Source organism: Pseudomonas caricapapayae, assembly GCF_001400735.1.
Taxonomy (GTDB): domain Bacteria; phylum Pseudomonadota; class Gammaproteobacteria; order Pseudomonadales; family Pseudomonadaceae; genus Aquipseudomonas; species Aquipseudomonas caricapapayae.
Map to the genome: position 1 here is coordinate 37,090 of NZ_LJPW01000059.1, position 21,641 is coordinate 58,730.

Consider the following 21,641-nt stretch of genomic DNA (forward strand, 5'->3'; position numbering starts at 1 on the left):
TTTTTGTCTCGCTGGTCATTTCAGGTAAGTGCACAAAAAAATACGAGAGTTTCCCTCTATGTCCGCAGTGTCTTCCTACCGTTTGCGTCCGCTTTTGCATTTCAGCCTTTTGCTGACGTTGAGTTCCAGTCCGTTGTTTGCCTCGACCAGTTGGGCCGAAACCTCGGGCAGGCGTGCCTATGAAGTGCCTGCCGGCAGCCTGAGCGCCGCGCTTACCCGTTTTGCCGGTCAGGCCGGGGTCAACCTGTCGGTAGATCCCGCATTGGTGAACGGTCGAAACAGTTCAGGTCTGTCTGGCGAGTTTGCGGTTGAGGAAGGGTTTGCACGCCTGCTGCAAGGTTCCGGCCTGCAACTGGTGCCGGTCGGTGAACAGGCCTACACACTGGTCCCGGCCCCTGAAGGCGCTGGTTTGCAACTCGCACCTACCTCGATTGTCGGTGATAGCGGTTCTACGGACGGCCAGGAGTACGCAGGTGGCCAGGTGGCCCGCAAAGGTTCGCAAGGGATGCTGGGTTCTCGGGATTTCATGGAAACGCCTTTCAGCATGACCACTTACACCAAGGACGCGGTGAAAAACCAGCAGGCCCGCACCCTGGGCGACCTGATTGCCAGCGATCCTTCGGTACGTGCCACCAACCCGGCAGGCGGGCGCTACGAACAGTTCACCATTCGCGGCTTCAGCCTGTTCAACAGTGATGTCTCCTACAACGGCTTGTACGGCATCCTGCCCACCTACACGATCGACATGGAAATGGCCGAACGGGTGGACATTCTCAAGGGACCAAGCCAGTTGATTAATGGCATTTCGCCGCGCGGCAGTGTCGGCGGCGGAATCAACGTGGTCCCCAAGCGTGCAACGGATAAACCCATCACCGAGCTGACCACCAGCTATGCCTCCAAAGGGCAGGCGGGCGCAGCCGTGGATGTGGCACGCCGGTTCGGTGAAGACGACAAGTTCGGTATCCGTTTCAACGGCGTCAAACAGTCCGGCGACACGGAATGGGATCATCAGAGCGTTGATCGCGACATGGCCGTGCTGGGCCTGGATTTCCGCGGCGACCGTCTGCGTCTGTCAACGGATATCGGGCACACCGAACGTGACACCGATGCCCCTCAGGAGCGCGTGCAGGTAGGTGCCAATGCGAAGGTACCGAATGCCAACGATGTTCGTGACAACTATGCGCAGTCCTGGAGCAAGGCACGTACCCGGGATACCTTCGGCGCAGTGAATGCCGAATATGATCTCAGCGACTCGGTCATGCTGTACGGCGGTGTCGGTGCGCGTAAGAGTAACCACGATTTCCTTCGTCATGCGGTATCGGTCACCAACGATGCAGGCGACTTCAGCGTTCAGCCGCGTGACTTCACGCGTGACGAAAATGTCCGCACGGCCACCGCTGGCGTGCGCAACTGGTTCCATACCGGGCCGGTCAGTCACGAAGTCAATCTGGCCGCCAGTTATTTCTATATGGACTTTGAAAACGGCGGTGCACGTTATGCTGCCGCGCCCAGCAATCTCTATAACCCGGTCGATACGCCGACACCTGCCAACCCCACGCGTGCCGACTCCAAGGTTTACACAGAAAACCGTTTCAGCGGCGTTGCCCTTACCGACACACTGGGTTTCTTCGATGATCGCCTTCTGCTGACACTCGGTGCGCGCTGGCAACGCGTCAAGGTTGATGACTGGACCGACGACGTCAAAGGCGACACGGCATACGACGAGGAAAAGGTCTCTCCATCAGGCGGCATTCTGTACAAGGTGACCGACGATCTGTCCGTGTACGCCAATTACATGGAAGGCCTGAGCCAAGGCAAGATCGCTCCGTCGACCTCGGTGAACGAAGACCAGATCTTCCCGCCGTTCGTCAGCCGGCAGGTTGAGGTGGGGGCCAAGTATGACCTGGGGTCATACGCCTTCACCGCCAGCGTATTCCGGATCAAGCAACCAGCCTATGAAACCAATACGACGTCGCGAGTCTTTGGTCCGAACGGCAAGCGCCGCAACGATGGTGTCGAGCTGACCATGTTCGGCGAACCTCTCAAGGGCTTCCGCCTGCTGGGCGGTCTGATGTACATCGACAGCGAACTGACCAACACCGTCAACGGTGCGTTCGACGGCAACCGGGCTCCGGCCACACCCAAATACAACGTCAATCTGGGGGCCGAATGGGACGTGCCAAGCGTCAAGGGCCTGACCCTGACCGGCCGTGGCATCTATACCGGCTCGCAGTACCTGGACCAGGCCAACAGCAAAAGCATCGACTCTTCCGAGCGCTTCGACGTAGGCGCGCGGTATGCGTTCAAGGTCGATCAGAAGGACATCACGTTGCGCGCCAACGTCGAGAACGTCATGAATAAGTACTACTGGAGTTCGGCCGGCGCATCGGATGACAGCGAACCGGGGCTGACCCTGTCGACACCCAGGACCTATCTGCTTTCAGCCACTATCGGGTTCTGAGTCGAATCGGGTCCTAAACCGACGCGAGTGCCCAGGGACGGGCTTACCCGCGTGCTGAACAAACTGGAAGTACGCAACGAGGTATAAACAGGCAGCGATAACATAATCAATGTAGCGACAGTGACAGAAGCATCGGTTATTTCAATATTCTGTTTCTGCGTTGTAGACCTGTCACACGTGCCCATCCAAGTAAAGGCACTTTAAATATTACCGATCTTAAGACTGGCCCGTTCGCGCGCCTTGCAACTTATCGCGCGCGCACGCTCGGACATTTAAATTTTCATCGTATTTTTAATACAACGGGTTGCACTTTCAGGGAAATGATAATAGTTTGCATCCGGAATCCAGCGAGGACTTACAGATGTTGAATAATGGCCTATTGCACTCTACTACGTCGCAGAAAACCAATGCCAACTATCTGGACCGGCAGAGCCAGTTTGAATCCAATGTAAGAAGTTACCCGCGAAAGTTGCCATTGGCCATCGCCAAAGCGCACGGAGTGTGGGTGACGGATGTTGAAGGCACCACCTACCTGGACTGCCTGGCCGGCGCCGGAACGCTAGCGCTAGGCCACAATCACGAAGCCATCATGGCCAGTCTCGACAGCTTCCTGACGTCCGGAATGCCGATGCACACCCTCGACCTGACCACAGCGGTGAAGGACGCCTTCAGCGAAACGCTGCTGAGTCTGCTGCCGGGGCAGGGACGCGATTACTGCCTGCAGTTCTGCGGTCCATCCGGTGCCGATGCTGTCGAAGCCGCGATCAAGCTGGCCAAGACTGCTACCGGACGCCACAACATCATCAGCTTTTCCGGCGCTTACCATGGCATGACCCACGGAGCCCTGGCGCTGACCGGCAACACTGCGCCGAAGAATGCTGTCGCCAACCTCATGCCTGGTGTGCAATTCCTTCCGTACCCCCATGAGTACCGCTGTCCCCTGGGCATTGGCGGTGAAGCCGGCACGGATGCGCTGAGCTACTACTTCACCCAGTTCATCGAAGACGTGGAAAGCGGCGTATCCCTGCCAGCCGCTGTGATTCTGGAAGCGGTACAGGGCGAAGGCGGCGTCAACCCGGCACCTGCCACATGGCTGCGGCAGATTCGCGAGGTGACCCGCAAGCACGGCATTCTGCTGATTCTGGATGAAGTGCAGGCGGGCTTCGGACGTACCGGCAAGATGTTCGCCTTCGAACACGCCGGGATCGAACCCGACATCATCGTCATGTCCAAGGCGGTTGGCGGCGGCCTGCCGTTGGCCGTGCTCGGCTTCAAGCGCGAGTTCGACGCCTGGGCACCGGGCAATCACGCGGGCACGTTCCGCGGTAATCAGATGGCGATGGCCACCGGCCTTGCGACGCTTGAGGTGCTGCAACGGCAGAACCTCGCTGCCCAGGCTGCCAAACGGGGCGACTGGCTCAAGGAGAAGCTCGGCCTTTTGCAACAACGCTACCCGATGATGGGCCAGGTGCGCGGACGCGGGCTGATGCTGGGCATCGAGATCGTCGATGAGCGCAAGCCGGCCGACCGCCTCGGCAGTTTGCCAATGGACCCGGAGCTGGCAGTTGCGATTCAGCAGCACTGTTTCAGGCAAGGATTGTTGCTTGAGCGGGGCGGCCGAAATGGCAATGTCATCCGTTTGTTGCCGCCGTTGATCATTACCGAAGAACAATGCCAACTGGTGGTTCAGCGATTCGAGGATGCCCTCAAGGCAGCCGTGGCCCAGCGCCGCAAATAAACAGTTCGACACAGCACACAAGTAACAGGGTCACCGCGCGCACACCAGAACATGCAAACAACGTTTGACTGAGCGAATCAATCGCACGCCGTGCAAACACTTATACCGTGGCGGGCTATAGGCAATAAGCCATATAGACAGTTGAGCCGTTGTGCTTCAAGCGGTACACCCGCGCTTGTTGCAACGTCATTTAAACAGTAAGCGTCAAGGCGACTGTGGAGCAGACATGACCAATACCGATCGCACCGTTTTATCAAACATGGTGAGCGAACTGGCAACCACTCGTGCATTACTTAATTGCCTGATCAAGGAGTTTGCATTGCCCGAACACTGCCTTCATTACACCTGGCCCCAAGGCATGCAAGGTATTGCACCGGGCAGTTTTGTGGATGGCGGACAATGGAAAGGCATTCCACTGACCATCAGCCTGCCCAATCAGCAACAATTCTTTGTGCTGGTGGACCGCCGTGACCATCTGGGCAGTCATCGCTACCTTTCCGATGTTTACGCACGCCAGGGGCAGGGCACCTGGCACTGCCTGGCCTTTGCCGAGTTCGTACGGCAACTGCTGGCGGCCTGCGAGCACATGACCCGGGCCAGCAATGACGAGCTGCTCGATCAGGTTCTGCAAAGCCAGCACCTGACGGCTGCCATCGTTGCCCACAACATGACCGGTCAGCACCCGGCGCCCCTCAGCGGCTACCTGGCGAGCGAACAGGGCTTGTGGTTCGGTCATCCCAATCACCCGGCCCCCAAGGCGCGTCTGTGGCCGGCACATCTGGCTCAGGAGACTTACGCACCCGAGTTTCAGGCGCAGACCGCGCTGCATGTGTTTGAAGTGCCGCTGGACGGGCTGCGGATTACCGCCAATGGTTTGAGCGAGTCGGAGGTGATGGCAGGGTTCGCCGACCAGTCACGGGCGCGACCGGGGCATGCTCTGATCTGCATGCATCCGGTGCAGGCCCAACTGTTCATGCAAGACCGTCGCGTACAACGCCTGATCGAGCTCGGGCAGATCAGCGATCTCGGCACCAGCGGACCGCTTGCCAGCCCGACAGCTTCGATGCGCACCTGGTACATCGAAGGGCATGACTACTTCATCAAGGGCTCACTGAACGTACGCATTACCAACTGCGTTCGGAAAAATGCCTGGTACGAACTGGAAAGCACGCTGATCATCGACGAATTGTTTCAGCGCTTGCAGCAGACGCGCCCGGAAACCCTGGGCGGCCTGTCCACCGTGGCCGAACCCGGTTCGATGAGCTGGGCTCCAGCAGGCGCAAGCGAGACTGACGGCCACTGGTTTCGCGAACAGACGGGCGCAATTCTGCGGGAAAATTTCTGCCGCCGGTCCGGCGCAGACTGCAGCGTGATGGCGGGCACCCTGTTTGCACGTGATCTGCGTTCACGCCCATTGGTGCATGACTTCCTGCAGGGTTTCAACGGCGGCGCACTGGAGGACCGGCACCTGCTGGACTGGTTCGACGAGTACCAGTCCTTGCTGCTGCGCCCGGTCATGGCGCTGTTCTTCAATCATGGCATCGTGATGGAGCCGCATTTGCAGAATGCGGTACTGATTCACGATAACGGTCGTCCGCAACAACTGCTGCTGCGCGACTTCGAAGGCGTCAAGCTGACTGACGAGCTGGGCATCAAGGCTATTCAGGTCGGGCTGCACCCACGGATTCGTCAGTCATTGCTCTATACACGCGAACAGGGCTGGAACCGCATCACCTATTGCCTGCTGATCAACAACTTGTCCGAGGCTGTGCTGGCCTTGAGCTGGGAGCGTCCGCACCTGGCCCCGCAGATGTGGCAACGGGTCGAGCAGCAGTTGCAGCGGATTCGTGACGAACTGGTGCTGCCTGCGCCAGAGCTGGACGCGCTGATCGCCGGCCAGCCGATCGCCTGCAAGACCAACCTGAAGGTCCGGCTTGCCGCCAAGGCCGACCGTGAGGCCAATTATGTGCGCCTTGCCTCACCGTGGGGTACGGAGGCACGTTATGCATAAGTTGCCGGAAACCGTGCTGGCCGCCATCAAAGAAGCCCAGGCGCTTGAAACCGACCCGCTGGCGGCTTTTGTCTACGATCTGGACGCCTTGCAGCAACACGTCAGCGAGGTCATGGCAGCTCTGCCTGCGGGCGTCGAGTTGTACTACGCGATCAAGGCCAACAGCGAAGCGCCAATGCTGGAAACCCTGGCACCGCTGGTCAGTGGCTTCGAAATCTCCTCCGGGGGCGAAATCGAGCGGGTGATGGCCTGTCCGACACGCAAGCCCTATGTGTTCTCCGGCCCTGGCAAACTTGATTCCGATCTGCGCTCGGCGCTGCTCAACAAGGTTGAGGCCATCCATCTGGAGAGCCTCAATGAAATTGCCCGCCTGCAACGTCTCGCCGAACAGACGGGACGGGTGCAGGCCGTGTTCCTGCGCATCAATCCCCACCTGCCCGCCGCACAGTCGAGCAAGCTGGCAATGGCCGGCACAGCGACCCCGTTCGGCATTGACGAAGCCGATCTGGCCGAAGCCGTCGGACGCGTAGACAGCGCCAGCCACCTGACGCTCAAAGGCTTCCATGTACATGCCATGTCGCATCAATTGTCGGTCGAACGTCACGAGCAGTTGCTGGATTTCTATCTGCAGCGCTGGCAGGAGTGGAAGGCGCTGGCCAGTTACCCGGACCAGTTGACCCACTTCAACGTTGGCGGCGGCATTGGCGTCGATTACCTGAACACCCGGCAGTTCGACTGGCAGCGCCTGTGTCGCTATCTGGAAAAGCGTCTGGGCGAACAACATGACGCACCGATCCTGCGCTTTGAGCCGGGCCGTTTCATCAGTGCCTACTGCGGCTACTACGCCATTGAGGTCCTGGACAGCAAAACCAGCCACGGCGAGCATTTTCTGGTGTGTCGGGGCGGCACTCATCAGTTTCGCCTGCCGGTCGCGCAAAGCCATGACCATCCGGTTATCCATCTGCCGGGCAGGCCGGCGACTGCTGCCTCGGAAGAGCGGGCCTACACCGTTGTCGGGCAACTGTGCACGCCCAAGGACGTACTCAGCCGCCGCCAGTCGCTCAAGGGCGTGAGCATCGGTGATCTGCTGGTTCTGCCGCTGGCCGGGGCGTATGGCTACAACATCTCGCATGTCGATTTTCTCTGCCATCCACGACCGGCACAGCACTTCGTGCGTAACGGCGAACGGGTTCGCCAATGACTTTGAACGTGCCACGCCGTTGGGTGGTGTTCAATGTGCTGCTCGGCACACTGACCGTCAGCCTCAGCAACAGCTCGCTCAACCCGGCGCTGCCAACGTTCATGGAGGCGTTTCGGGTCGGCCCCTTGCTGGCCACCTGGATCGTCGCGGGGTTCATGACCAGCATGGGCATGACCATGCCGCTGACCAGCTTTCTCAGTCAGCGCATCGGCCGTAAACGGCTGTACCTCTGGGGCGTAGCGCTGTTCATCGGGGGTTCCCTGCTGGGCGCACTGGCCGGTTCCATCGCGCTGGTGATCACTGCGCGAGTGGTGCAGGGCATCGCCAGCGGGTTGATGATTCCGTTATCGCTGGCGATCATTTTCTCCGTGTATGAAAAACATGAGCGGGGCAGGGTGACAGGGCTCTGGAGCGCAGCCGTGATGCTTGCTCCGGCGCTCGGTCCGCTGTGTGGCAGCCTGATGCTGGAGTGGTTCAGTTGGCGCTCGCTGTTCCTGATGAATGTCCCTATCGGACTGCTGGCCTTGTTGTTGGGCCTCGGTGTGCTGCCGGACTCCGAACCTGTCGAGCGCAAGCCGTTCGACCTGATCGGTTACCTGCTGGTTGCCTCCGGCATTGGCTTGCTGATGATAGCCATCAGCCGTATGCATCAGGCCCAGGCGCTGCTCGACCCGTTGAACCAGGGCATGGTGCTGATCGCGGTGGCCTGTCTGATCGCGTTCGTGCGGGTTGAATTGAGCCGCAAGGCACCGCTGCTGAATCTGCGGCTGTTCAACCTGCGCGGCTACCGTCTGAGCGTGATCATTGCCGTGGTGCAATCGGTTGGCATGTTCGAATGCCTGGTCCTGTTGCCGCTGCTGGTGCAGACAGTGCTGGGCTACAACCCGATCTGGACCGGCCTGGCACTGCTCTGTACCGCCGCCTTCGCCAGTCTGTTCGGCCAGTGGGGCGGCAAGGCGCTGGACCGGCATGGTCCACGCACAGTGGTTGCTATCGGCCTGCTGCTGACCGGTATTTCAACCTTCGCGCTGGGCATGCTCAAGGCTGATACCGCCATTGGCGTGGTGTTCGTCTTGATGATGATTCGTGGCGCGGGTCTCGGGCTTTCCTACATGCCGGTGACAACGGCCGGGCTCAATGCCTTGCCCGAGCCGATGGTCACTCAGGGCGCGGCAATGAATAACATATCCCGCCGTCTCGTCGCGTCGCTGGCAATTGTCATCGCGTCGCTGTGGCTGGAGTTCCGCCTGAACACTGCGGGACCGGCTGCCACACCATCGGCCATCAGTGAAGTCTTCATCGTCACCGGCCTGCTGATCCTGCTGGCGCTGCCGTGTGCCTGGCGCTTCCCGCTTAACGACGAACGCAGCGAGGCTCAGCCCGGTGCGGTCGAACCCCGATAATTTTTCGTTCGAGGTATGAACATGGCTACCCCTTTACCGCTGAAACGTAACGCTGCTTCACCAGAAACGGCCACAGGTGCCTGGCTGGCCGATGTCGACACCGCACGTTACGAAAAAGTACAGCGCCGCGTGATCGGCCAATTGCTGCAAACCTTACTGTACGAGGCTGCACTGCCTTACCGGTGCACACGGCTGGACGATCATCGGCATCACTTCACAGTCGCCACAACTGAAGGGGTGGAATACCACTGTGACGGACTGCTGAGTACCAGCTTCGAGCTGATCCGCCTGGATCACGCCACCCTGGAGAGGGTAACCGGCGAAGGTGAGCGCAGTGTGCCGGATTTGCATCTGGCGTTGACCGAGCTGCTGAGTCCGTTCAAGGACAGCCCGCATCTGGCGCGCTTTATCCAGGAAATCGAGCAGACCCAGCTAAAGGACCTGCAAGCCCGCACTCAGGGTTATCGACCCGCAAGGCCCGCGCACGAGCTGGACGTGGACGCGCTTGAACAGCATTTCATGGATGCCCATAGCTATCACCCGTGCTACAAGTCGCGGATCGGCTTTTCCTTAAGTGACAATCGCCACTACGGCCCTGAATTTGCCACGCCTGTTGCGGTGGTCAGGCTGGCGGTGGCGAAATCGAGCGCGTCGGTCGGTCATTCACGCAACATGGATTTTCCGGCGTTTATCCGCCAGGAACTGGGTACACAGCGCTGGCAGGAAATCGCCCGGAATCTGGCCGCGCAAGGCAAATCCATCGACGATTATCAGCTGATGCCGGTACATCCGTGGCAGTGGGACAACGTCACGGTATCGACCTTCTATCCGGAACTTGCCAGCGGCGAGCTGATTTATCTGGGAACTTCGAGCGACGTCTACAAGGCTCAGCAGTCGATTCGCACCCTGGCCAATGCCAGCCAGCCCAAGCGACCTTACGTCAAGCTGGCCATGAGCATGACCAATACCTCCAGCACGCGAATTCTGGCGCGGCACACCGTGCTCAACGGTCCGATCATCACCGACTGGCTGCACCAACTCATCGCCACCGACAGCACCGCTCGTGCGCTGGATTTTGTGATCCTCGGCGAAGTCGCCGGTGTCAGCTACGACTACCGCCATCTGCCGGAATCCCGCTCGGCACAGACTTACGGCACGCTGGGTGCGATCTGGCGCGAAAGCCTGCATCAATACCTCAGGGACGATGAGCAGGCAGTGCCGTTCAATGGCCTCAGCCACGTCGAAAATCGTTATGACGACGGCGACCAGACGCCGTTCATCGACGCCTGGGTCCGCCAGTACGGTCTCAAGGAATGGACCCGACAATTACTGCAGGTCACGGTGCCGCCGATCATTCATATGCTCTATGCCGAAGGTATCGGCATGGAGTCCCACGGGCAGAACATCGTGCTGATCGTCAAGCAGGGCTGGCCGCAACGCATCGCCCTCAAGGACTTTCATGATGGCGTGCGTTATTCGCCCGCGCACCTCGGACGCCCCGAGTTGTGCCCGGAGCTGGTCCCGCTGCCCGCCAGCCACGCGAAACTCAACCGTAATTCGTTCATCGTTACCGATGACGTCAACGCGGTGCGCGACTTTTCCTGCGACTGCTTCTTCTTCATCTGCCTGGCTGAAATGGCGATCTTCCTGCGCCAGCACTACTCGCTGGACGAAACTCTGTTCTGGCAGATGACCGCAGATGTCATTCTCGACTATCAGCGCGCGCATCCGCAGCATCGCGACCGCTTCGAGCTGTTTGACGTGTTTGCTGCGTCGTATGAAGTGGAAGAGCTGACCAAACGTCGCCTGCTGGGTGATGGCGAACGCCGGTTCCGTTCGGTGCCCAACCCGCTGCATGCCTGCAGGCCGCAATGATGCTGAGGACCAATACGCTCAAAAGCAGACTCGGCAGCGGGCAGCCGGTGTACGGGCTGATCAGCTCGATTCCGGCCCCGGCTGCCATCGAGTTGATCGCCGAGGCCGGTTTCGACTTCGTGATCATCGACATGGAACACGTGCTGATCAACCCGGAAACCGTGGAGAACATGATCCGCGTAGCGGAGAGCTACGGCCTCACGCCGCTGGTGCGGGTCGCCGATCTCAACCCGAAAACCCTGCTGCGCCTGCTCGATGGCGGCGCGCAGGGTATCGTTTTGCCGATGATCGAGAGTCCCGGGCAATTGGCGGACGCCATTGCCGCCTGCAAATATTACCCGCTGGGCCGTCGCAGCCTTAACGCCGGTCGTCCCGGCTCGTTCGGCAAGCACAGCCTGGCGCAGTACGTGGAGGCCGCCAATCAACAGATCATGGTGGTGGCAATGATCGAAAGCGCCGAAGGCGTGCGCCGCGCCGCAGAGATTGCAGCTGTGCCGGGGCTGGACATGATTCTCGAGGGGGCCGCAGACCTGTCGCAATCACTGGGCATGCCCTGGCAGATCGATCAAGCCGATGTACAACAGGCCTTGCTGGCTACCTGGCAAGCGACCAGCGCAGCAGGCGTCGCCTACTGCACGATTCCCCGTCAACCCGGCGACGCTGCCCGCTGGCAGGCGCGCGGGGTCAATGCCTTTGTCCTCGGGGACGAGCGCGGCATAGCCTTTCGTGCACTTCAGGCCCGCCTGGCTCAACATTCAGCAGAAGGAAAATAAACGATGAACTTCACTTCACTCGCCGCTGACCTGGTCATGCAGGATCTGGTCGACTGCCTGCTGGCTGAAGATTTCTTTGGCCGCGAGCCATTGAGCCTGCAGGACAACGCTCACTGGCAATCCCGTCACCCACAGGCCCCGAAGCTGGCAGCGCAGAACAGCGCACAGCAGATCTGGGAATGGTGCTGCGATGACGCGGAACAGCGCTTCATCAGCATCGCCTTGCGCCCCGGCATTACCCAGCAATGGGAAAAAGAGCCCGGCACGCCGGTGCTCGGCCGTCAGGCTGAGCGCTGGACCCGGCTGTCTCCGGAAGATTTCATGAAATGGGTGTTCGCCGGCAAGGCGACGCTGCTTCAGGACAGCGAGCGGCAAGACAATGAAAAGGGCATAGCACTGTTTCTCGAGGTGTTGCGCATCAGCGTGTGGCAGACCGCGTTGTCGCTGGATCATAAGGTCGACGAGCACAACCTGATGGCTCAGGACGGCGCTACGTTCTTCAGGACGATGGAGCAGTGGGCTTCGTTGCGCGATCGGCCCTATCACCCGCTGGCCAAGGCCAAACAAGGTTTGAACGAGCGGGAATACCTGCAGTATCAGGCCGAATTTGCCCAGCCGGTGGCGCTGAACTGGGTCGCTGTCGACAAGACCCTGCTGCAGTGCGGTGACGGAGTAGGGGATGTGAACGAGTCTTTCCCTGCCCGCTATCTGCTGCCAGAGCACCTGCAAGCTGGTCTCGAACAGGAATTGCAAGCGCGCGGCATTGCCGGCAGCCATGTGGCATTGCCGGTCCACCCGTGGCAGTTCGAACATGTTCTGCAGGCCCAGTTGGGCGATGCATTTGCCAGCGGCGATTGTCAGCGCCTGACCTTCAACGAGGCAGCAGTGTATGCCACCTCATCGCTGCGCTCGATGACGCCATGCTTTGCCAGCCCCGATTACCTCAAGCTGCCCATGGCCATCTATTCGCTCGGCGCATCCCGCTATCTGCCCGCAGTAAAAATGATCAACGGCGGCCTGAGTGAAAAGCTGTTGCGCCAGGTTGTCGACAAGGATGAAACCCTGAGCCGCTCGCTGCACCTGTGCGATGAACGCAAATGGTGGGCGTTCATGCCACCTCAAGCCACCCTGTTCGACGAAGGGCCTCGGCATCTTTCGGCGATGGTGCGCGGCTATCCGGCAGCCTTGCTCGACGATCCGGACTGCCGCCTGCTGCCGATGGCGGCGCTGGGTACGCCGTTACCCGGCAGCAATCGGCATTTCTTCGATGAATGGATGGATTATCGCGATCTGCCGCGCAACCAGGCTTCGGTACTGACGCTGTTCCGCGAGCTGAGCCACAGTTTCTTCGACATCAACCTGCGCATGTTCCGCCTGGGTATGCTCGGCGAAGTGCATGGCCAGAACGCAGTGATGGTCTGGAAAGACGGCCAGGCGCAAGGTCTGTTGTTGCGCGACCACGACTCGTTGCGTATTTTCGTGCCGTGGCTGGAGCGCAACGGCATGCACGATCCGGAATATCGCATCAAGAAAGGCCATGCCAATACCCTTTACCACAACTGCCCTGAAGACTTGCTGTTCTGGTTGCAGACACTGGGGATTCAAGTAAATGTGCGGGCAATCATGGATACGCTGGCCCAGGTATATGACGTACCGGTAACAGCGCTGTGGACGGTATTGCGCGATGTTCTGGATAATCTGATCACAACCATCGAATTTGACGACGAGGCGCGTGCCATGATCAGGCATCAACTGTTCGAAGCCCCCAATTGGCCGCAGAAACTCTTGCTTACCCCTATGATCGAGCGCGCTGGCGGACCAGGCAGCATGCCCTTCGGCAAAGGCGAGGTGGTCAATCCGTTCCACAGGTTGCGCCGTGCAACCTGATCAGGCCCTGCATCCTTCGCGGCGCACGGTACTGCGTCTGTCATTGGGGTTGCTGGCGCTGCCGGGCATTGCCTGGGCAGCGCCACCAAGAGTGGTCACGTTGTTTCAGGGAGCATCCGACAGCGCGGTGGCATTGGGCATCACGCCGTGCGGCGTGGTCGATTCCTGGAGCGAAAAGCCGATGTATCGCTACCTGCGCCCGGCGCTGGCGGCGGTACCGCATGTGGGCCTGGAAACCCAGCCGAGCCTTGAAGATATAGTGCTGCTCAAACCGGACCTGATCGTCGCATCACGTTTTCGCCATCAACGCATCGCGCCGTTGCTCGAGCAGATCAGCCCGGTCCTTATGCTGGAGGAAGTGTTCGAGTTCAAGCGCACACTGGCAATGATGGGCGCTGCATTGCAGCGTCAGCAGCAGGCCCTGGAACTGCTGGGGCATTGGCAACAGCGTGTGACGCAATTGCGTGGCCTGTTACAGGCTAAATTCGCTGGACGCTGGCCGATCACTGTGTCGGTTCTCGACATTCGCGAGGACCATATTCGCAGCTATCTGCCTGCCAGCTTTGCAGGTTCGGTGCTTACCGAACTGGGCTTTGCCTGGACGCAGGCTGCTCGAGAAACACGCGGCGTGTCCCTTAAACTCAGCAGCAAAGAGAGCTTGCCTGTGGTCGATGCTGACCTGTTCTTCATTTTTCAGCGCGCGGACAGCAAAGCCGCGCAGCAAAATTACGACAAGCTGGTCCAGCACCCGTTCTGGCAGCAGTTGCGCGCCGCGCAGGACCGTCAGGTATGGCGCGTCGATGCCGTCGCCTGGAGTCTGTCCGGAGGCATTCTGGGTGCCAACCACATGCTCGACGAAATCGCCCGCGTGGCAATGGCGGACAGTCCCTCATGACGACTGCGGTAAAACTGGGGCTGGGACTGTTGGTATTGATAATGTGCATGGGATTGAGCCTGGCCACCGGAGCCAACTGGATATCGCCCTCTGCAATAGTCAGAAGCGTGTGGCAGCCCGACGCGCTGAGCGCTATCGAGCATGTGCTGCTGGATACCCGCCTGACGCGCACCCTGATGGCCGTCGCCGTGGGTTCCAGTCTGGCGGTTGCCGGCGCGCTGATGCAGGCCCTGACGCGCAACCCGCTGGCGTCGCCGGGATTGTTCGGCATCAATGCCGGGGCGACGTTTTCCATCATTGCCTGTTCGTCGTTGTTCGCGCTTTCGTCCATGAGCCAATGGCTGTGGTGCGCCTTCATCGGTGCAGCGGTGGCAGGGACCCTTGTCTGGGTGATCGGCAACCGAGGGCAGGGCAGCCTCAACCCATTGCGGATTGTGTTGGCCGGCGCAGCGATCACCGCGCTGTTTACCGCGTTCAGTCAGGCCCTGCTGGTGGTCAACCAGGACGGCCTGGACACCGTGTTGTTCTGGCTGGCGGGCTCCTTGTCGGAACGCGATCTGGGCACTGCCGCGCCATTGCTGATCTGCGTGGTACTGGCTCTGAGCGGATCACTGCTGCTCGCCGGGCAGGTCAATGTGCTCAATACCGGAGAAGCCATCGCCACCGCTCTGGGCCAGCGTACCGGGCTGATTCGTCTGCTCATGAGCATCGTGATCATTGCTCTGGCAGGCAGCGCAGTGGCATTGGCCGGGAGCATCGGTTTCATCGGGCTGCTGGTGCCGCACATGGTGCGCAAGACGCTGTCCATCGATCACCGCTGGCTGCTGCCCGGTTGCGCGTTGCTGGGCGCAACGCTGTTGTTGCTGGCCGATACGCTGTCGCGGGTGGTAATCGTGCCTCAGGAAGTACCGGTGGGTGTGATGACCGCGCTGTTCGGTGCTCCATTCTTCATAGCGCTGGTACGGCGGGGGGCACGTTATGGATAGGCACCTGACCGTGCGCTACCCGGGATTTTCCCGGCAGTTCAGCCTGACGGCATTGCTGCGCTTGGTGATTGCCGTAACGCTGACCCTGATGATCGCACTGAGCTCGTTGGCCCTGGGCAAAATCAACCTGTCGCCCGCGACCCTTTTGAATGTATTCAGCGGTCAGGCGGACGCCAGCCTGATCTTCATTGTCGAGCAGTTGCGCATGCCCCGGCTGGCACTGGCAGCGCTGGTCGGAGCTGCTTTGGCGGTGTCCGGGCTGATCCTGCAAAGCATTATTCGTAACCCGCTGGCGTCGCCGGACTTGTTGGGCATCACCAGCGGTGCCAGTGCGGCAGCCGTGTTGTATCTGTCGTTCTTCTCGGCTGCATTGGGCACGCAGTTTCTACCCTTGGCCGCCGTCTCCGGCGCAGGATTGGCCGCGCTGGTTATCTATCTGCTGGCGTGGAATCAGGGCGCCTCGCCATTACGCATGGTATTGATCGGCGTAGGGGTATCGGCTCTGCTGGCTGCGGTGACGACGTTCATTCTGGTGTTCAGCCCGTTGACAACCACCTTGTCGGCTTACGTCTGGCTGACCGGGAGTGTGTATGGTGCCAGTTGGCCAGAACCCCGCGCGCTGGCAGGCTGGCTGTTGTTGACACTGCCGTTGCTGGTGCTGCTCGCTCGCCAGGTGCGCATGCAGCAACTCGATGACGGTCTGGCGCTGGGCATAGGCGTCAGGGTGCAATGGCTGCGCGCCGGACTGCTGCTGGTGAGCGTTGCGCTTGCAGGCCTGGCGGTCGCATGGGGCGGGGCAATTGCCTTTGTTGGCTTGATCGCGCCGCATATTGCCAAACGCCTGATGCCGCCGGGGTTTACCGGTCAGGCGCTGATGTCGGCGCTGATTGGTGCAGACCTTGTCATGCTTGCCGATCTTGCCGGGCGTACGCTGTTCCTGCCGCTGGATCTGCCTGCAGGGATTTTTGTCGCGGTGCTGGGCACGCCGTTTTTTCTTTATCTATTGATTAACCAGCGGCATTAAGGAAATACGGATGGCGTCAATCGCAACCCACGACCTGACCCTGAGCTACCAACGCCAGGTGATCATCGACAGCCTGGATCTGCAATTGCCTGCAGGCCAGGTGACCGTGCTGATCGGCAGCAACGGTTGCGGCAAAAGTACCTTGCTGAAATCCCTCGCGCGTCTGCTCAAGCCACAGCAGGGCAGCGTGGTGCTCAACGGTGCAGACATCCATCAGAAGTCCACCGCCACAGTAGCGCGTGAACTGGCGATTCTGCCGCAAATGCCAAGCGCCCCGGAAGGTATCTGCGTACGTCAGCTGGTGGCGCTGGGCCGTTATCCTTACCAGAACTGGATGCAGCAATGGTCCGTTCAGGATGAAGCCATGGTCGAGCGAGCGCTGGCCCAGACCGGCATGCAGGCGTTGGCTGACAGGCCCGTCGATGCGCTATCGGGCGGTCAGCGTCAGCGCGCGTGGATCGCCATGACCCTGGCGCAGGATACCGATATCGTATTACTCGACGAGCCAACGACCTTTCTCGACCTGGCTCACCAGATCGAAGTGCTGGACTTGTTGCGCGACCTCAATCGGCAAGAAGGCAAAACCATCATCATGGTCCTGCATGACCTGAATCTGGCGTGCCGTTATGCCGATCACATGGTCGCTGTCCACGAGCGCACCGCCTTCGCTCAGGGGCGTCCGGCCGACATCCTCAGTGAAGCGCTGGTCAAGCAGGTCTTTGGCCTCAATTGCCGGATTATCGCCGATCCATTCTTTGGTACACCGTTGTGCATTCCCTTTGGCAGGGAACTGCCGCAATGAGTCTGGTGCACGCTTTCACCGAGCCCGAATGGGCGCTGCTGTCCGGGGCGCTGCAGCTCAGGCAGGCAAGTGACCGCGATCCTCGCTCGTTATCGCCCCGCGCCCTGCTGGACGAGGAGGTGTGCGAACAAGTGCTCGAGACGTTAGGGCCTGTCATCGGCTCTCCGACGCAGACAATCACCGCATCACTGCTGGCCAAGCGCTTCTCCTTCCTGAGCACGGGTGCCTGTCTGTACGCCATGTCGGTCTACGACAAGGGTTTGATCCTGTCGCTGGACAACAGCGTTATCGAATACGCACACGATGACGGCCTGTGGACCTCTTCAATGCCCTTGGTCGATGTGACGCCTGTGGGTTATGAACCCGGCACTCGCGAGGCGTGGAGGGAGCTCATCGTCGCAACCTTGTTCCGCGAACTGCTGCAGCCATTGTGGGAAACCTTCAACCGCGTCACCGGCATATCCCGGCGCATCCTCTGGGAAAACACAGCCGTACGCGTCTATTCGCTGTACGACAAACGCATGGAAAAGATTCAGGACCCGGCAATTCGGCAGCGCTATGAGGGCGACTTCGACTGGCTGCTGAATCAGGCAGACCCGGCATTGTTCGGCCTGAACTACAACCCGTTGAAACACTTCCGGCGCCCCCCCGTTTTGCTGGAAGCTGAAGGCAAAAGCGTCCGTTTTCGTCGAACCTGCTGCTTCTATTACGACGCCAGCAACCCTGTCGAGTATTGCTCGACCTGTCCGTTACTGAGGCCCAGGAAATCCCGATGAACAAGCACATTGCACACCGCCAGCAACCGCTGAGCAACGCCGTCATAGAGCAATACCGGGGCATTGCGTCCTCCACCATCGGTCACCTGACCGACCGTGGTTATCTGCCCGGGATCAGACCGTTGTTCGAAGGTGCCCGGCTGGTCGGTAACGTCGTCACGATCAAAGTACAATTGCCCGACGGCAGCATTTTGCGCGATGCACTGCTGAACAGCCTGCCCGGCGATGTGTTGGTGATCGAGTGCGTCGGCGACCCGCATTGTGCCTGCTGGGGCGAGCTGCGTACCTTGGCCGGACTTATCAAGGGGCTGGCCGGCGTCATCGTTTCAGGCGCAGTGACCGATGTCTCCGCCCTGCGCGAACATCGCCTGCCGGTGTTCAGCCGGGGAATCAGCGCCGTGACCACGCGGAGCCTGGGGGAGAGCGGCGAGCTTAATGGGCGGATCGATATCGGTGGGGTCGTTGTCAATCCGGGAGACATTGCCATCGGTGATGACGACGGCGTGTTTATCCTCAATGCGCAGCAGGCGAGCGAGCTATTGCCTGGGTTACTGGCGAAAGAGCTCGCGGACAGGGAGCGGCGAGAGGAGCTTCTGGGACGCCTGACCAAGGGGTGAGAATTCTGCAGCCAATGAGTGCATGTCATCGAGCAGCGATGCGTTTTTGAGTACACCTGACAGACGTTACGTACAGCGCCTGGAATTCGTTGAGCCGTGTTTCAGCCCTTGTTCAGATCAAGAGAACATTGACAGCCGGCTTTCAACTTCATTCCGTAAATTTTTACAATTATTCACCCTGTGATAAACGTTATCGCCTTGGCAAATAGTCAGTTTGGATCCTAAATAAAATTTTAGAATGTATACCCGGCTTTTCCGACCTTTAGTTGACTAAAGCGCTAAAGGTTTCGATGTAACGACCGATGAAGTTTGCAAGCCCAAACTGTCCCGGATAGCCGCAATGTTCAACTCTCATTTGAAAAACACCAACAAGGCATTGGAGCGCCGTCTCGCCATGCTTGAGCAAGCGGGGCAAGTCTTGAACCTGGAGACCGTGGCCGCTGTTCTGGATGGCGCGGGCAACGTGCAGACAGTCAATGCGTTGTTCGAGACAGAGCTGAGCTATTCACAAGCCGAGATTGCGGGACGCAGCCTCACCGAACTGAGCCCGCCAGAACTGAGCGGCGATGTTCACCAGAAGCGCGCACTGGCGGCGATCCGGGATGGCAAGCATTTCAGCGGCACGCTGCGGCTGGTCAGTAAAACAGGGGCAAGGGTGTGGCTGAGGACCGTGGTCGTACCCTTTAAAAATGAAACGGGCGGCATCGAGCAGATCACCCTGTACTCGAGCGTTCTGACACGAACGATTGAAGCCTCACGAGAAAACGAAGCCCTCGTGAACGCTCTGCAACGCTCCACTGCCGTTATCGATTTCACCCTTGATGGAATTGTCATATCCGCCAATGACAATTTCCTGAAAGCGATGGGTTACGAGTTGAATCAGATAAAGGGAAAACACCATAAGATTTTCTGTTTGCCTGAAGAATCCAGCTCCGAGGCATACACTCTGTTTTGGGAGAGACTGCGCCGGGGTGAGTTCATCGTTGACCGTTTCCGGCGAATTGACAAAGCCGGGCGTGATGTATGGCTGGAAGCGTCCTATAACCCTATTACCGATGCCAACGGCAAGCTTTATAAAATTGCCAAGTTTGCAACAGTCATTACTGAGCAGGTTGAGCGTGAGAAAGCTGTCGCCGAAGCGTCGGAGATGGCTTATCAAACATCTATCGATACGGACGGCAGCGCACAGCAAGGCAGAAAAGTAATCAAGGATACGCTGCAGATGCTGGGCCAACTGACGATTTCGATGGAAGAGGCCACGCGCGGCATCGAGGCACTGGACTCGCAAAGCCAGGTGATCGGAACGATCATAAAAACCATCAGCGGAATCGCCGAGCAAACCAATTTGCTCGCCTTGAACGCCGCTATCGAAGCCGCCAGGGCAGGTGAACAGGGCAGGGGATTTGCGGTGGTGGCCGATGAAGTACGCCAGCTGGCTTCTCGAACAACCAAAGCAGCGGAAGAAATTGTAAACGTCGTTAAGAAGAATCAAAGTCTGGCTTCAGAAGCCGTGGGGGTAATCGTACGCAGTACCGAGCAGGCTTCTGAAGCTCTGGTGCTGGCCAACGACGCAGACCGCGTTATCGAAGAAATCCAGCAGGGCGCGAACACAGTGGTACGGGCCGTCAGCCGGTTTGTGAACCAGCGTGCCGGTTAAGTATGAACAGTCGGGCCGACTCGGGGAATGACTTGAGGTCGCTGCACCTCGTGCTTCGAGGATCAAAGAGTCCAGCGTTCAGATAAATGCTAATGAGCCTGCCCCCGGAAAACAGGGGCGGGCACACGGAGCATTCAGTAACGCAACTGCGTAGAAGCCGATGGCGTGCGCTACGGTGCCCGGCGAAGCGTAATCCGGGTCAGCTCGGACGGCTGGCCCAGACGGATGGCAAATCCCGGCCAGAGCGCGGTACCGTTGTTGACGTACAACTGCATGCTGCCGACCTCATAAAGGCCCGATACAAATCCGCCGTTGGCCAGTGCCAGGAGTCGGTGAAGTCCGAAAATCATGCCGCCGTGGGTGTGGCCGGAAAGTTGTAACGCCACCCCTTGTGTCGCCGTTTCTTGCGCGTTTCTGGGCTGATGGTCGAGCAGGATGATCGGTGTGTCTTTTGCGATACCGGCAATGGCCTTTTGAAGATCGGGCGCGGGGAAACCGGTTTCAGGTGCTGTCACATCGGTGACGCCAGCCAGAGCGATCCGTGCGCCGTCGTGCTCGATCAAAGTGTGGCTGTTGGCAAGTGGCACCATCCCTAATGAAACAAAGTGCTGCATCCACGCCTGGTTGTCGAAAAAATACTCATGATTGCCAGGAATGACATACACACCGTCCGGCGCACGCAAATCACGCAAGGCGTCGATATCCTGCTTGCGGTCGCTGAGCGAACCATCGATCAGATCGCCGGTGATGACGATAAGGTTCACACCCAGCGTATTTGACTGTTGCACCACCGCCCGCGTCCACGATGCATCAAACAGACGACTGATGTGCATGTCCGTCAGTTGCAGGATTTTGTAACCCTCGAATTGCGGAGGAAGGTTTTTAATCGCGATCTGGAGATCCTTCACAGGCGGCACGCGCACCGCCTGCTGGACGCCGATTGCAGCCAGCAACAAGGCCGCCACACCGATGACGTAGCGCAGATTTACCGGAATGGTCAGCGTGCGCTGGCGTAACAGCATTGTCAGTAACGTACCGACATCGACGATGATCTGGAGCACTGCAAGCAGCAGAATGGCACCGAACGCCCAGTTGAACAGCATGACGATGCTGCGTGGAAATTCCGGCGAGAACACGCTGCCGGAAGAGAAACGGCAATAAAGATGGTATTGCGAAGCCAGGACAAGTAGCAGAGCAACGGCTATTTTGACCGATAAGGCCCATGGCATCGGCGCTATGAACCTGCCAATGACATAGAGGCAGGGCATGCTGAACATAACGTGAAACATCAACGTGCTCCTCTGGCCATTATCTTGTGCTCCCCTGACATCCCGGTATGCATGACTCGATGCCTTGCCACAGCACCGTTGAAGGTCATTGTGCCAATGCAGAACTCCGACACGAACAGGCCCGTACTGCCAAGTCTCTTGTAACGCATTTACCCTGCTCCTCATCAAATACCCGGATACAATCATCAGGCCACAGAATTACGAGACTGGCAAGTTCCGAAATATATGGGTAGAGTTGCTCATCGC

At 59.2% G+C, this 21,641-nt stretch carries 16 protein-coding genes; 15 read left to right on the forward strand and 1 reads right to left on the reverse strand.

The window, feature by feature from the left end; all coding sequences use genetic code 11:
• The first annotated feature begins 58 nt into the window (after nucleotides 1-58).
• From ALO80_RS08725 to ALO80_RS08795, 15 genes are all read left to right on the forward strand, one after another.
• The gene (locus ALO80_RS08725) at nucleotides 59-2,461 is read left to right on the forward strand and encodes a TonB-dependent receptor (RefSeq protein ID WP_055008691.1); all 2,403 of its coding nucleotides are present in this window, start codon (nucleotides 59-61) and stop codon (nucleotides 2,459-2,461) included.
• Nucleotides 2,462-2,822: 361 nt separating this feature from the next.
• Nucleotides 2,823-4,199 (forward strand): diaminobutyrate--2-oxoglutarate transaminase, encoded by a 1,377-nt coding sequence (locus tag ALO80_RS08730; protein WP_055008692.1) that lies wholly within the window; start codon nucleotides 2,823-2,825, stop codon nucleotides 4,197-4,199.
• 226 nt (nucleotides 4,200-4,425) lie between these two features.
• Nucleotides 4,426-6,210, forward strand: coding sequence for an IucA/IucC family protein (locus ALO80_RS08735; protein ID WP_055008693.1), 1,785 nt, complete (start codon nucleotides 4,426-4,428; stop codon nucleotides 6,208-6,210).
• Nucleotides 6,203-7,411 carry a type III PLP-dependent enzyme gene (locus ALO80_RS08740; protein ID WP_055008694.1) on the forward strand — a complete coding sequence of 403 codons (1,209 nt, stop codon included), beginning with the start codon at nucleotides 6,203-6,205 and terminating at the stop codon, nucleotides 7,409-7,411. The genes ALO80_RS08735 and ALO80_RS08740 overlap by 8 nt, the downstream gene beginning before the upstream one ends.
• The gene (locus ALO80_RS08745) at nucleotides 7,408-8,814 is read left to right on the forward strand and encodes a DHA2 family efflux MFS transporter permease subunit (RefSeq protein WP_055008695.1); all 1,407 of its coding nucleotides are present in this window, start codon (nucleotides 7,408-7,410) and stop codon (nucleotides 8,812-8,814) included. Before ALO80_RS08740 ends, ALO80_RS08745 begins: the two co-directional genes overlap by 4 nt.
• Before the next feature lie 21 nt (nucleotides 8,815-8,835).
• Nucleotides 8,836-10,689 (forward strand): IucA/IucC family protein, encoded by a 1,854-nt coding sequence (locus tag ALO80_RS08750; RefSeq protein ID WP_055008727.1) that lies wholly within the window; start codon nucleotides 8,836-8,838, stop codon nucleotides 10,687-10,689.
• Nucleotides 10,689-11,462 (forward strand): HpcH/HpaI aldolase family protein, encoded by a 774-nt coding sequence (locus ALO80_RS08755; RefSeq protein WP_055008696.1) that lies wholly within the window; start codon nucleotides 10,689-10,691, stop codon nucleotides 11,460-11,462. The genes ALO80_RS08750 and ALO80_RS08755 overlap by 1 nt, the downstream gene beginning before the upstream one ends.
• A gap of 3 nt (nucleotides 11,463-11,465) precedes the next feature.
• A complete protein-coding gene (locus ALO80_RS08760; protein WP_055008697.1) occupies nucleotides 11,466-13,349 on the forward strand; it encodes an IucA/IucC family protein in 1,884 nt (627 codons plus the stop codon).
• Nucleotides 13,339-14,244, forward strand: coding sequence for an ABC transporter substrate-binding protein (locus ALO80_RS08765; RefSeq protein ID WP_055008698.1), 906 nt, complete (start codon nucleotides 13,339-13,341; stop codon nucleotides 14,242-14,244). The genes ALO80_RS08760 and ALO80_RS08765 overlap by 11 nt, the downstream gene beginning before the upstream one ends.
• Nucleotides 14,241-15,230 carry a FecCD family ABC transporter permease gene (locus ALO80_RS08770; protein WP_055008699.1) on the forward strand — a complete coding sequence of 330 codons (990 nt, stop codon included), beginning with the start codon at nucleotides 14,241-14,243 and terminating at the stop codon, nucleotides 15,228-15,230. The genes ALO80_RS08765 and ALO80_RS08770 overlap by 4 nt, the downstream gene beginning before the upstream one ends.
• The gene (locus ALO80_RS08775; protein WP_055008700.1) at nucleotides 15,223-16,254 is read left to right on the forward strand and encodes a FecCD family ABC transporter permease; all 1,032 of its coding nucleotides are present in this window, start codon (nucleotides 15,223-15,225) and stop codon (nucleotides 16,252-16,254) included. Before ALO80_RS08770 ends, ALO80_RS08775 begins: the two co-directional genes overlap by 8 nt.
• 10 nt (nucleotides 16,255-16,264) lie before the next feature.
• Nucleotides 16,265-17,056 carry an ABC transporter ATP-binding protein gene (locus tag ALO80_RS08780; RefSeq protein WP_055008701.1) on the forward strand — a complete coding sequence of 264 codons (792 nt, stop codon included), beginning with the start codon at nucleotides 16,265-16,267 and terminating at the stop codon, nucleotides 17,054-17,056.
• Complete coding sequence (locus ALO80_RS08785; RefSeq protein ID WP_055008702.1) at nucleotides 17,053-17,832, forward strand: IucA/IucC family C-terminal-domain containing protein; 780 nt, start codon at nucleotides 17,053-17,055, stop codon at nucleotides 17,830-17,832. The genes ALO80_RS08780 and ALO80_RS08785 overlap by 4 nt, the downstream gene beginning before the upstream one ends.
• A complete protein-coding gene (locus tag ALO80_RS08790) occupies nucleotides 17,829-18,449 on the forward strand; it encodes an RraA family protein (protein ID WP_055008703.1) in 621 nt (206 codons plus the stop codon). The genes ALO80_RS08785 and ALO80_RS08790 overlap by 4 nt, the downstream gene beginning before the upstream one ends.
• A gap of 340 nt (nucleotides 18,450-18,789) precedes the next feature.
• A complete protein-coding gene (locus ALO80_RS08795) occupies nucleotides 18,790-20,106 on the forward strand; it encodes a methyl-accepting chemotaxis protein (protein ID WP_055005763.1) in 1,317 nt (438 codons plus the stop codon).
• A gap of 170 nt (nucleotides 20,107-20,276) precedes the next feature.
• Here ALO80_RS08795 and ALO80_RS08800 read toward each other — a convergent pair whose 3' ends face one another.
• Complete coding sequence (locus ALO80_RS08800; protein WP_055008704.1) at nucleotides 20,277-21,395, reverse strand: metallophosphoesterase; 1,119 nt, start codon at nucleotides 21,393-21,395, stop codon at nucleotides 20,277-20,279.
• Between the last annotated feature and the right edge of the window lie 246 nt (nucleotides 21,396-21,641).